This window comes from Neotabrizicola shimadae (genome assembly GCF_019623905.1).
GTDB lineage: Bacteria > Pseudomonadota > Alphaproteobacteria > Rhodobacterales > Rhodobacteraceae > Neotabrizicola > Neotabrizicola shimadae.
The window spans coordinates 3281611-3294012 of the sequence record NZ_CP069370.1 but is presented as its reverse complement, the minus strand read 5'-3'; the positions used below and the strand labels follow the sequence as shown (position 1 = coordinate 3294012).

General features: G+C 69.5%; 12 protein-coding genes. 11 read left to right on the top strand and 1 reads right to left on the bottom strand.

Annotated features, from left to right (window positions below; genetic code table 11):
* Positions 1-11: 11 nt before the first annotated feature.
* The 11 genes from JO391_RS16010 to JO391_RS15960 all read left to right on the top strand — a co-directional run bounded on the left by JO391_RS16010 (position 12) and on the right by JO391_RS15960 (position 11771).
* Positions 12-920, top strand: coding sequence for a glycosyltransferase family 2 protein (locus tag JO391_RS16010; RefSeq protein WP_220661442.1), 909 nt, complete (start codon positions 12-14; stop codon positions 918-920).
* Positions 917-2188: a glycosyltransferase gene (locus tag JO391_RS16005; protein ID WP_220661441.1), complete on the top strand. Its 1272-nt coding sequence runs from the start codon at positions 917-919 to the stop codon at positions 2186-2188. The genes JO391_RS16010 and JO391_RS16005 overlap by 4 nt, the downstream gene beginning before the upstream one ends.
* 65 nt (positions 2189-2253) lie before the next feature.
* Entirely contained in the window at positions 2254-2766 is a 513-nt protein-coding gene (locus JO391_RS16000; RefSeq protein ID WP_220661440.1) for a UDP-N-acetylglucosamine--LPS N-acetylglucosamine transferase, read from the top strand.
* Between the two features lie 21 nt (positions 2767-2787).
* On the top strand, positions 2788-3294 hold the full coding sequence (locus JO391_RS15995) for a glycosyltransferase (RefSeq protein ID WP_220661439.1): 507 nt from the start codon (positions 2788-2790) through the stop codon (positions 3292-3294).
* Positions 3291-4139: a glycosyltransferase family 2 protein gene (locus JO391_RS15990; protein ID WP_220661438.1), complete on the top strand. Its 849-nt coding sequence runs from the start codon at positions 3291-3293 to the stop codon at positions 4137-4139. The genes JO391_RS15995 and JO391_RS15990 overlap by 4 nt, the downstream gene beginning before the upstream one ends.
* Positions 4136-6154, top strand: a complete 2019-nt coding sequence (locus tag JO391_RS15985) for a hypothetical protein (protein WP_220661437.1) — start codon at positions 4136-4138, stop codon at positions 6152-6154. Before JO391_RS15990 ends, JO391_RS15985 begins: the two co-directional genes overlap by 4 nt.
* Positions 6155-6237: 83 nt before the next feature.
* A complete protein-coding gene (locus tag JO391_RS15980; protein WP_310795041.1) occupies positions 6238-6918 on the top strand; it encodes a sugar transferase in 681 nt (226 codons plus the stop codon).
* 35 nt (positions 6919-6953) lie between these two features.
* Positions 6954-8933: a choice-of-anchor L domain-containing protein gene (locus tag JO391_RS15975; protein WP_220661435.1), complete on the top strand. Its 1980-nt coding sequence runs from the start codon at positions 6954-6956 to the stop codon at positions 8931-8933.
* Positions 8934-9027: 94 nt separating this feature from the next.
* Positions 9028-9792: a dienelactone hydrolase family protein gene (locus JO391_RS15970; RefSeq protein ID WP_220661434.1), complete on the top strand. Its 765-nt coding sequence runs from the start codon at positions 9028-9030 to the stop codon at positions 9790-9792.
* A gap of 69 nt (positions 9793-9861) precedes the next feature.
* On the top strand, positions 9862-11508 hold the full coding sequence (locus tag JO391_RS15965; RefSeq protein WP_220661433.1) for an arylsulfatase: 1647 nt from the start codon (positions 9862-9864) through the stop codon (positions 11506-11508).
* Between the two features lie 38 nt (positions 11509-11546).
* The gene (locus tag JO391_RS15960; protein WP_259444725.1) at positions 11547-11771 is read left to right on the top strand and encodes a cation transporter dimerization domain-containing protein; all 225 of its coding nucleotides are present in this window, start codon (positions 11547-11549) and stop codon (positions 11769-11771) included.
* Positions 11772-11813: 42 nt separating this feature from the next.
* Here JO391_RS15960 and JO391_RS15955 read toward each other — a convergent pair whose 3' ends face one another.
* Positions 11814-12320 carry an SRPBCC domain-containing protein gene (locus JO391_RS15955; protein WP_220661432.1) on the bottom strand — a complete coding sequence of 169 codons (507 nt, stop codon included), beginning with the start codon at positions 12318-12320 and terminating at the stop codon, positions 11814-11816.
* Positions 12321-12402: the final 82 nt, after the last annotated feature.

Here is a 12402-nt window from a genome sequence, read left to right as displayed (position 1 = left end):
CGGAGACCGAAATGGACCTCACAGTCATCCTTGTGAACTGGAATACACGCGACCTTCTGCGCGACTGCCTGCACAGCCTGCGGGCCGGTGCCGCAGGGCTGAAGATCGAGATCATCGTCGTCGACAACGGCTCGTCCGACGGATCGCTGCCGATGCTGGCCGCCGACTTCCCCGAAGTCGCGGTGATCGCCAATGCACATAACCGAGGTTTCGCGGCGGCCAACAACCAGGCGCTCGCGGTCGCAAGGGGGCGGCATCTGCTGCTTCTGAACACCGATACGCTGGTTGTCGGCGACGTCCTGCCGCGCGCCGTGGAATGGCTGGATGCCCACCCCCGGGCCGGGGTGCTGGGTCCGCGCGTGCTCAATGCCGACGGCACGGTGCAGGATTCGGTCAAGGGCTGGCCCGGCTTTCGCTATCTGGCCCGTCAGACGCTGGGGCTTCGGCGGCGCCGTCCGGTGAACCTGGGTCTTCAGGACGCAGCCCCGGTGCCCGCGGTTTCGGGCTGCGCGATGTTCGTGCGCCATGCGGCGCTGCACGACGTGGGGCCGCTGGACGAGAGCTTCTTCTTCTACGGCGAGGAAACCGACTGGTGCCGCCGCTTCGTCCGTGCCGGCTGGGGCGTGCACTTCGTTCCGCTGGGCGAGATCGTCCATTTCGGCGGCGGCGCCGCCCGCCGGCTCGACCACCGCCGCGACCTGTTCCTGACCGAAGGCACGGTCCGCCTGCATCGCAAGCATGGCGGGCTGGCGGCCGGTCTTGCGGCTTATGCGCTCCTGGCGGTGTTCAATGCCTCGCGCGGCGCGCTTTGGGCCGGGCTGGCGCTCGCCCGCCGACCGGGCGCGCAGGCCCGCGCCCGCCACTTCGCCCGGGTCATCGCCGACTATGGCCAGGCCTGGCCAAGGGAGAAGCGGACATGAAGGCCCTGCTGATCGCCCCGAACATGGATGCGACCGACGTGGGCGAAGCCTTCGTCGCCTTCCAGTGGGCCCGCGCGCTGGCCGAACGGGTGGACCTGACCGTGCTGGCCTTCCAGCGCCCGGGCCGCCCCGATCTTGCGGCGCAGCTTCCGGGCGCGCGTGTCGTGACCTGGCCCGAACCCGCCTGGGCCACCCGGCACGAACGGCTGAACGCCATGCTCAAGCCGGCCTGGCCGGTCTTCGCCGCCCATGTGCGCCGCTGGATCGCCGCGTCGCTGGCGCAGGGCGAAACCTTCGACATCGCGCACCAGTTGATGCCGCAGGCCGCCCGCTACGCCTCGCCGCTCAGGCACTTCGACATTCCCTATGTCATCGGCCCCCTCGGCGGCGCCCTGGATACCCCCGCAGCCTTCCGGGCCGAGGCCGCATCAGCCCCGCTCTTCACGCGGTTGCGCAGGCTGGATGCATTCCGCTTCCGCCATGATCCCTGGCTGCGCGCCAGCTACGCCCGCGCCGCCTGCGTCCTGGGCGTGGCGCCCTATGTGCGCGACGTGTTGCGCGACATTCCGCTTCGGCGCTTCGAGCCGGTTCTGGAACTGGGCATCGAAGACCTCGCCCCGGCCGTGACACGCCCGGCGCAGCCGGGGCAGCTGCGCCTGCTGCATGTCGGGCGCGGCGTGCGGACCAAGGGACTGCGCGATGCCGTCCGCGCGATGGCGCTGCTCGCCGATCTGCCGGGGCTCACCCTGACCAGCGCGGGCGCCGGCGAGGAAATCGCGCTCTGCCGGGCAGAAGCCACGGCGCTCGGTGTCGCGGACCGCATCACCTTCCTGGGCCGCGTCTCGCGGGCCGAGGTAGAGACGCTCTATGCCAGCCACGACGTCTTCGTCTTCCCGTCCTTCCGTGAACCGGCGGGGGGTGTCCTGTACGAGGCGATGCGCCATGGCCTGCCTGTCGTCACCGCCGCCCGCGGCGGCCCCGATTTCATCGTGGACGACGGGTGCGGCCTGCGCCTGCCGGTGCGCACGCCACCCGATTTCGCCGCCGCCATCGCCCGGGCAATCCGCGACCTTCATGCCGATCCGTCCCGGACGGCGGCCCTGGGTCGGGGCGCGCGCGCCAAGGTCGCGGCCGAAGGGCTGTGGGGCGCCAAGGCCGACCGGCTTGTCGCGCTCTACGAAGAGCTGGCCGTCCTGCCCCGCCGGATGCCGGGTCTATCCGCAAGGATAGGACGCCCATCCTCCCGCACCGCAGGAATTCCCTTTTGATTGCATGTGGTTGGGCGCCCTCGGGTGTAAACCGGCTTCCAGAAGAAAACCTCGGGAACTCTGATATGACCGTCTCCATCCCCCTCTTGTCCACCCGCAGGCCCGCGTCACGTGCGGCCGCCACTCCGCGCCCCCGCCGCATCCTGGCCGTGGCCTCCGGTGGTGGACATTGGGTGCAACTGATGCGCTTGCGCCCGGCCTTCGCCCAAGCCGAAGTGCACTATGCCACCGTGGACCGCTCGGCGGCCGAGATCGTCGCTCCGGCACCCGTGCATCTCTATCCCGATGCCAACAAGGACACGCCCCTGCGCCTGGCCCTGGCTGCCCTGACGCTTGCCGTGATCGTGCTGCGCGTCCGCCCGGACGTGGTGGTCTCGACCGGCGCCGCCGGGGGCTACCTTGCCATCCGCTTCGCCCGCCTCCTGGGCGCGCGGACCCTGTTCATCGACTCCATCGCCAATGCGCGCGAGCTGTCGGTCTCGGCCCGGCTGTCCCAGAAAGTGGCCGACCTGGTGCTCAGCCAGTGGCCCGCCGTCGCCCGCGCCACCGGGGCCGCCTATCGCGGCGCGGTGCTGTAAAGCCCTCAAGGAACCACTCCGATGATCTTCGCCACGGTGGGCACGCAGTTGCCCTTCCATAGACTGTTGCTTGCTCTCGACACCTGGGCCGCGCTGAATCCCTCGGTTCAGGTGGTCGCCCAGACCGGGCGCACCAGCGCGTCTTACAATCACATGCGGACCTTTCCGCAGATGGATCAGCGCCAGTTCGCCGAAACCGTGGCCCGCGCGCGCGTCGTGGTGGCCCATGCCGGCATGGGCACGATCCTGACCGCACTGGAAACCGGCAAGCCGCTGATCCTCATGCCGCGCCGTGCCGATCTGGGCGAACACCGCAACGACCACCAGATCGACACGGCGGCCGAGATGGCCAGCCTGTCGAACGTCACGGTGGCGGCGGACACCCAGGCCCTGTGCACCGCGCTGAACCGCGCGATGTCCATGCCGCCGGTGCAGGCCGGCCGGGGCGCCGATGTGGCGCCGCCCCAGCTGATCGAGGCCGTCCGGTCCTTCATCTGGGCCGACCAGTACCCACAGGCCCGGCCATGACCCATCCTGTCGCCACCGTGCTCGTGCCGGCCTGGAACGAATCCGGCGTGATCGGACGCACCCTGTCGGGGCTCCTGTCGTCCCCGGCTGCCGAAACGCTGCGCATCGTCGTCATCGCCAATGCCTGCACCGATGCGACGGCCGCTGTGGCGCGGGCGGCGGCACCGCAAGCCCTGGTCCTGGAAACGCCGGTCCCCGGCAAATGCCATGCGCTGAACCTGGGCCTTGCCCATGCCGACCCCCGCCTTCCGGTCGTGGTTCTGGATGCAGACCTGCAGGTCGGCGCGGCGGATGTCCTGGCCCTGGTTGCCCCCCTCCGGGCAGGTCAGGCGCTGGCGGCCTGCGGACGGATGGATCTGTCCACCGAAGGGGCCTCCGCGCCGGTGCGGGCCTGGGCACGGGCCTGGGCGCGCAATCCCTACTTCGCCCGCGGCAAGTTCGGCGGTCTGTTCGCCCTGTCCCCCATGGGCGTCCGGCGCGTGTTCCCGCTCCCCCCCGTTACCGCCGATGACGAGCATATCCGCCGCAGCTTCGCTCCCGACGAGATTGCGCTTGCCTCCGAGTGCCGCTTCATCGCCCGCGCGCCGCGGACCCTGGCCGCCCTGATCCGCACGCGCCGCCGCAGCCTGCGGGGAACCCGGGCGCTGCGCGCCGCACGACCGGCGGGCGAAGGCGCGCACCCGATGCTGCGCGCGGCCCTGGCGCATCCCGCCTGGTGGCCCGACCTGGCGGTATTCTTGGGCGTCGCCGCCTGGGTCCGGCTTCTCCTGGCGCTGGAGCCCCGCTCCGCCGCGCGCCGGTGGGAGAGGGACACCACAACCCGCGAAAGCGTGGTGCAGCCATGAACGCCCTGACAGAGATCGAGTTCGACCGCGCCGACCTGGCGCCGGCCGGCGACCCCGCAGCCAGCGCCGGCTCGCCCCTTCGGGCCGTGGGGCGCATGATGCGGGGCCGCTGGCTGGCGGCCTCGGCGGCGGCCGCCCTGCTGGCCCCGGCGCTTGGCCTGGCCGGCTGGCTCTCCGGCACACCGCTCTATTCCGGCGCTGCGATCCTGCGCGTCTTCCCGCAGGAATCCAACATCCTGTACCGGACGGGCGACGACTCCGTCCTGAAGACGTTCGACAGCTTCGTGAAGGCCGAAACCACCTCGGTCGCCTCTGCCCCGGTGATGGCGCGCGCCCGCGCCGCCCTCGCCGCCGATTGGCCGGAAATGGCCGGGGACATGACCGCCGATGACCTTGGCCGGTCGATCGAGATCAAGCGGGTGGACAGCCTGATCACGCTGAACACGCTGTCGCGCGATGCAGGTTTCGCCGCCGCGAAGATCACGGCCGTGATGGACTCCTACCTGGCCCTGCAGGCCGAGGCCGAGGCCGGCCGGTCGCAGGTGCGGTTGCACGAACTCCAGACCCGCGAGGCGGCCCTGCAGACGCGCCGCGATGCGATCCGTGCCCGCATCCTCGAGGTCGGCGCCGAATATGGCCCCGAGGCGCTTGCCAAGGCCCATGTCGAGAAGGTTGCCCAGATCGACGCGCTGGCCGCGCGCCGCGCCGAGGTCGAGGCCACGCTCGCCGCGATGCGCGCCGCCTCGGGATCATCGGCGGACATGTCCGATTCCGAAATCATGCGCGCCACCCTGCTGGATCGGGCGCTCGCCGACCTGAACTTCGACCGCGCCAAGCGCGAGGCGGAACTGGCGACCCTGACCGCCCGCTACCCCGAACGCGCCGCCGTGGTGCGCGACAAGCGCGAACAGATCGCGGTGATCGACCGCGCCATGGCCGAACGGCGCGAGCAGATCAAGCTGCTGGGCCAGACGGGGGCGCTGACCGACACGTCTTCGTCCAACCCGAAGACCAGCGAGGCCGAGATCGCCGCGCTCCTCGACAAGATCGCGGGGCAGCTGGCCGCCGCACGCGCCGAAGCGCGCGACCTGAACGCCAAGCGCGCGGAACTGGCCGCACTGCAGGAAGATGCCGAGGACACGCGCAAGCTGCTCGAAGAAACCAGCGACGCCCTCGAGGTGATCCGGCTCGAGGCCGGCCGCGCGCTGCCGGGCTATTCGGCCGTGCTTTCCCCCGCCACGGCAGCCACCGAACCGGCGCAGGACGACCGCAAGATGCTGGCGGCAGGCGGGCTGGCGGCGGGCGGTCTTCTGCCCTTCCTGCTGGCGCTCGGCCTGGGTCTGACCGGCCGCAGGTTGCGCTATTCCGATGACATCCCGGCCGACCTGCGGCTCGTTCAGGCCATGACCGATGACCAGGGCGTCGACCGTCTGCGGAACGCCCTGCAACTCCTGCCCCTGCGGGTGCCCCAGTCGCCGGGCGCAGCCCGCCTGATCGCCGTGACCCGCCCGGCGCCGGGGGCGCGGGGCGAGTTGGCGATGGCGCTCGCCGAAAGTTTCGCCCGTTCGGGAAGCCGCGTCCTTCTGGTCGATGGCCACCCCGAAGGCTCGGGTCCCTCGGCCAGCTGCACCGCGCCTGGCACCGAAGGCTGGCGCGAATGCCTGGCGGGCCGGAAGGTCGCGCCTGTCCGTCTTCCCTCCGGGCTCGACATCCTGCCGTCGGGCGCGCAGTCCAGCCTATCCGCCGGCCGCATCGGTGTGCAGGCGCTGAGGTCCAGCCTGGCTGCACTGGCCGAAAGCCGCGATGTCGTGCTGATCGCCATTCCCAGCCCCCGCGAATGCCTGACCAGCGAACTTGTCCTGTCGGTGGTCGATCTGGGTCTCGTCGAACTGCGTCCCCAGGACCGCAAGGCCGACCTCGAAAGCCTTGCACCGCGGTTGGACCGGCTGCCCCGCCAGGGCGGCGCGGCGGTGCTGACCCATGCGCGCCGCAATGACCCCGCCCTCCGCCTCTGACCGGGCGGCCCTCCGCCTCCTCCCCTCATCCCCGAACGCTGCCCATCCCGAGTATCATGATGTTTGCCCCCTCGTTTTCCCGCATGACCCTTCCCGCGCGCGCCCCGCATCGCGCGATCTCCGTGGCCCAGCCCGCCCCGCCGTCACGGTCGGTTTCCGCCCGCCCCATCCCCGCCTGGAAGCGCCCTCTGGACCTTGCGCTGACCCTGCCCGGTCTCCTGGCGCTTGCGCCGGTCTTCCTGCTGATCGCACTGGCGGTCCGGCTGTCCAGCCCCGGCCCGGTCTTCTTCGTGCAAAGGCGCATCGGAATCGGCGGCCGCCCCTTCGGCATGATCAAGTTCCGCTCCATGTACCGCGACGCCGCCGAGCGCCGCGCCGCGCTTCTGGCGCAAAGCGACCGCGCTGGCATCTGCTTCAAGTCGCGCAACGATCCCCGCGTAACGCCGGTGGGGCGCATCCTGCGCCGGCTCTCGCTGGATGAACTGCCCCAGCTTCTGAACGTGGTCGCGGGCCAGATGTCGCTGGTCGGCCCGCGCCCCGCCCTGCCCGAAGAGGTCGCAGCCTATCCCGAACGCGCGCTCGGCCGGCTTGCCGTGCTGCCTGGCATCACCGGGCCCTGGCAGGTCTCCGGGCGGGCCGAGATCGGCTTCGACGAGATGGTCGAGCTGGATCTCGACTACGCCCGCAACCCGCGACTGACGGTCGATCTGCGCTGCCTGCTGCAGACCTTCTCCGCCGTGATCTCCGGGCGCGGCGCCTACTGAACACCCCCTTTCCCAACCCCAGAAAGAGTATGGCAATGACCTCTCCAATCACGTCCACCACGCCCGTCAGCGCGACAAAGCTGCCGGTCGAAACCGGCCTTGATGCCATGAAACTGGCCGAAACCATGTTCGGCGACGGCATCAAGGTGATCTCGGCGAGCTACAAGGGCGATCCGCTTTCCGCCGGAATTTACGAGGATGGCGAGAAGATCGCGAACGGCGCCGTCCCCTCGGACGAAGGCATCATCCTGTCGACCGGCTATGCCGCAACCTTCACCAACGGCTCTGGCGCGAGCAACCAGGTCTCGGACCGCACGGCCCAGACGAAGGGCGTCACGGGTGATGACGCCATCACCAAGATCGCCGGCGTCAAGACCTTCGACGGCGCCTTCCTCGAGTCTCAATTCGTGCCCGAGGGCGACACGCTGACCATGCGGCTGGTCTTTGCCTCCGAGGAATACCTCGAATGGGTGAAATCCGGCTTCAACGATGCCGTCGGCATCTGGGTGAACGGCCAGAAGATCGAACTCGCCCTGGGTGACGGCGACATCTCGATCGACAACATCAACACCGGCTCGAACGCCAATCTCTTCATCGACAACAGGGCAGGTGTGGTGAACACCGAAATGGACGGTCTGACCGTCGTGCTCACCCTGAAGGCCGCCGTAAAGCCCGGCGAGGTGAACAGCATCCGGATCGGCATCGCCGATGCCGGAGACCGCCTCTACGACAGCGCCCTGCTCATCGTGGCAGACAGCGTGCAGACGTCCCTGATCGCCAAGGACGACCTCGTGACGATCGCCACCAAGGGCGAGACGGTGATCGACCTCCTCGCCAATGACAGCACCATCGGAAGGAAGGGCGTCCAGATCACCCATCTGAACGATGTCGAGGTGAAGCCCGGCCAGGTCGTCGCGCTGCCCTCCGGCGACAGGCTCCAGTTGAACGACGACGGCACGGTCTCGGTTTTCGCCTCGGCGACGGGTGCGTCCGTGGTCTTCACCTACACGATCACCGATGAAAAGGGCACGGCAGACACCGCCTTCGTCACTGTCCAGCCCTCGCCGGTGGACGGCACCGCAGGCAACGACCAGATGCATGTCGGCTACATGGACAAGGAGGGCAACGTGATCGACGGCACCGATGGCCTGTCCGATGTCATCCTGGGCTATGGCGGCGATGACAAGGTCACGGCGGGCGACGGCGACGACGACATCTACGGCGGCGACGGCAACGACTTTGTGCGCGCCGGCAACGGAACCGACCTGATCGTCGGCGGCGCCGGCAACGACGTGCTGGACGGCCAGGCCGGTGCCGACCGGATGGAAGGCGGCACGGGCGACGACGTGTACTGGATCGACGATGCCGGGGATGTCATTTCGGAAGCGGGCGGCGGCGGCTATGACAAGGTGATGTCGTCGCTGTCCCACATCCTCGATGCGGCCTTCGAGGAACTGTGGCTGACCGAGGGGTCATCCGCTGCCCTTGGCCAGGGCAACGCGGCGGACAACAAGATCGTCGGCAATTCCAACGCCAATACCCTGTCCGGCCTCGAAGGAAACGACCAGCTGTTCGGCGAGGCCGGCGATGACCTCCTCTACGGCGGCTCCGGCAACGACAATGTCTACGGCGGGGCAGGGCGCGACCTGCTGGATGGCGGCGACGGGTCCGACAAGCTGTTCGGCGGCTCCGGCCAGGAGACCCTGCAAGGCGGCGCCGGCGCCGACACCCTCGCCGCGGGCAACGACGGCGACCGCCTGATTGGCGGTTCGGGCAATGACCTTCTGGTCGGCGGTCTGGGTGAGGATGTCTTCGTCTTCGCACCGGGTTCGGGCAAGGACACGGTCAAGTCCTTCACCCTGGGGGTCGATCACATCGACCTTCAAGGCTTCACCGGCGCCAAGCTCGTCGTCTCGGCGACGTCGGCCCTGCTGCAGCTGGACAAGGACACTTCGGTCAGCTTCACGGGCATCACCGATGTCCAGAAATGGACGATGGACGCCCTGATCCTCTGACCTCTCCTCCCCGCCGGGGCGTCCCGCGCCCCGGCGGTTCCCGGCATCACCGGCAAGGCCCGACACGGTCTTCCCCGTGACATGCAGGGCCGCGATGGCGGTAAGCTGGGTGAAACCCACCTCCCGATTCCCCGTGCTCACCCCGCTCCGCACCCGCCTCCCCATCCTGATCGACCACGCCGATGCCCCCGGCACCGATCTCGTCATCGCCTTCTCCTCCATCGGCCACGACCCGGCCCGCCCGCCGTCGCCGGAATTCGTGGGAACAGCCACGGGCAAGGGCGGCACGCCCCGTCGGGCGCTTTTCGTGCGCGACGCCGCACGGTCCTGGGGCAACCACCCCGATTTCGCCCCGGCGCTGGCCCAGGCCCTGGCCGACGTGACCGCCCGCGCCCCGGTCCGGCGCATCGCGGCCATCGGCCTGTCGATGGGCGGCTATGCGGCGCTGGTTGCCGCCCGCCTCCTGCCGGTGGATGTGGTGCTGGCCTTCGGTCCGCAACATGCGCTGACCCCGCCCGATCCGCGCTGGTCGCACTGGATGGCGGCGCTGCCGCCCCTGATCCACCCCGTCGCGCCCCTGCCGCCGCCCGGCCGCGCCGTGCTGTTCCACGGCGCACAGGACGACCTCGCCACCGCGCGTCGCTTTCCGTCCGGCGCCGGCATCGACCACCTGGTCTTCCCGCACCAAAGCCACGCCAGCCTCGTGCCCCATCTGAAGACGCGCGGCTGCCTCGCGGGCCTTCTGGACGCCGCGCTCGACGGCGACCGCCGCCGCCTCCTGCGCATCGCCACCTCGGCCGGCGGCACAAGGCGCACAGGCCAACCCGCCCCGCGGCAACGCAACCAGCCACCCGATTGACCTGAATCATGGAGCCCTGCCCGAATTGACGGCAGATCAGGCAAGGTTCCAGGGCAGGAGGGCGGACCCATGGGTCTGATCGGCATCGCGCGCAGCGCAGGTCTCGGGCTCGCAGGCGCCTTGGCGCTTGTCCTCGCCAGCGCAGCCCATGCGCAGGACACCCGGCCCAACATCCTGCTGATCGTGGCCGACGACGCGGGCTATGCCGACCTCGGCAGTTTCGGCGGCGAGATCGAGACGCCGAACCTCGACGCCCTCGCCGCGGTCGGGATCCGCTTCACCCAGTTCACCGCCAGCGCCACCTGCTCCCCCTCCCGGTCGATGCTGCTCAGCGGCACCGACAACCACACCGCCGGGCTTGGCAACATGGCCGAGTTCATGGCCCCCAACCAGGCCGGCAAGCCCGGCTACGAAGGCCATCTCAGCGACCGCATCGCCCCGGTCTCCGCGCTCCTGAAGGAGGCGGGCTACAACACCTTCATGGCGGGCAAGTGGCACATGGGCGAAGAGCCCGACCAGTTCCCCGCCGCCCGCGGCTTCACGCGCGACCTGGCGCTGATCCCCGGCGGCGGCAGCCATCTCGATGACATGTGGGGCGCGGAAGGCGAGCGCCAGCTCTACACCTACAACGGCGAGGTGCTGAAGGCGCTGCGCCCCGGCTTCCACTCCAGCACCGATTACACCGCCGCCATCATCGACAACATCGCGAAGGCCCAGGGCGACGGGAAACCCTTCTTCGCCTATCTCGCGCTCCAGGCCCCGCACGACCCGTTCCAGCTTCCCGCCGACTGGCGCGACCGCTACCGCGGCCGCTACGACCAGGGCTATGACGTCCTCCGCGCCCAGCGGATCGACCGGATGAAAACCCTCGGCATCCTGGGGCCAGAGGCCACCGTCTTCCCCCGCCTGCCCGACATCCCCGCCTGGGCCGACCTGACCGAGGCCGAACGACAGGACTCAGCCCGGCGGATGGAGCTTTACGCGGCCATGGTCGCGCATATGGATGCAAACATCGGCCAACTGATCGGTTCTCTGAAAACGGCCGGCCTTTACGACAACACGCTCATCATCTTCCTGTCGGACAACGGCCCCGAGGGCAACCTGATGCCGATGGGCGCACCGTGGGACAACAGCCGGCCCGAGGACTGGGGCAAGGCCGGCACCTTCATCCAGTACGGCCCCGCCTGGGCGCAGGTCAGCGCCGGCCCCTTGCGCCTTTACAAGGGCTTCCTGTCCGAAGGCGGCATCCGCGTGCCGATGATCGTCTCCGGCCCCGGTGTCGCGGGCAGCGGCCGCATCTCGGCCGCCTTCACCCATATCACCGACGTGCCGGCGACCATTCTCGATGCCGCCCAGGTTCCCTATCCCGAAGCCTTCGAAGGCCACCCGATCCCGCCGCTGATGGGCAAGTCCCTCGCCCCGGTGCTCGGCGCCACCAGCGACCAGATCCGCTCGCCCACCGACTGGATCGGGTGGGAGCTGTTCGGCAACCGGGCGGTCCGGATGGGGGACTGGAAGCTCCTCTGGCTCTGCGAACCCCAAGGCACGGGCGACTGGCAGCTTTACGATCTGGCGACCGACCCCGGCGAGACACGCGACCTCGCCAAAGCGCAACCCGAAGTCGCAGCCCAGCTTCTCGCGCTCTGGGAAGCCTACGCCACCCGCAACAACGTGGTCCTCCCCGACCGCTCCCCGGTCTGCGCGATGCCCGGCTGATGGAGTCGAGCTCCGGTCAAGCCGGGCATCGCTGACAGGTGCCGCGAACGCCAGCCCGGCCGTCCGCCCGATCCGGCGCCATCATCTTGCGCCCAACGGTTGGCGCGGTAGGGCCCCACGACCTCCGCACCCGTCCCGCCGGCCAGGCCATCTTGATTGAGTTTCCCCTGGTCGTCCCCTCCGACCTCCCCGTGCGAGAAACCCACGACATCTGCGACCGGGTGGAGGCCGTCCTCAAGGCGTCGGTGCAGGACGGATCGTGACGATCCCTGCGGAGCCGGAGGACAAGGCCAAGCACTCGGGGATCAGCCGCGGGCCGACGAGATCAGGCCGTCCAGCCAGTCCTGGTGGCCGTTGATCATCGGGTTCGGCTTGGCCACGGCCATCTCACGCGCAGGGACGCCGTTCTGGGTTTCCTGGGTCAGGATGCGCACGCGGCCATGAGACAGGTCTTCGATCAGCCAGGCGTGGTGCACGTCCAGCCGATCCGGTGCGCCCTCCTCGCCGGCCCAGCCATGCCACGCGATGCGTGCGGGCTGGCCATCGACGGGCGGCACGCATTCGACAACGCGGGCCGGGACAGGAAAACCGAAGGTGCGGAAGAAGAAGCGGTCGCCCAAGGTCAGCTCGGGCCCCTTGCCGTCAAGGATCTCGACGTCCGAGGCATTGTGGTAGTAGCTCGGCCAAAGGGCGGGCCTTGCGAGGAAGGGCCAGACTGCGGCGGCGGTCAGGCCCGCCACGATGACTTCGTTCGAGACATAGTTGTCGGTGAAGCCGGGGACAAAGCCGGCCGGCCAGAGGATGTCAGACATGGGATATTCCTGTCGATTGAGGCTTCCGCTTCGGAAGCGGTGTCATGACTGGCAAGATGGGCGTGGCCCTGTCATAAGTCCA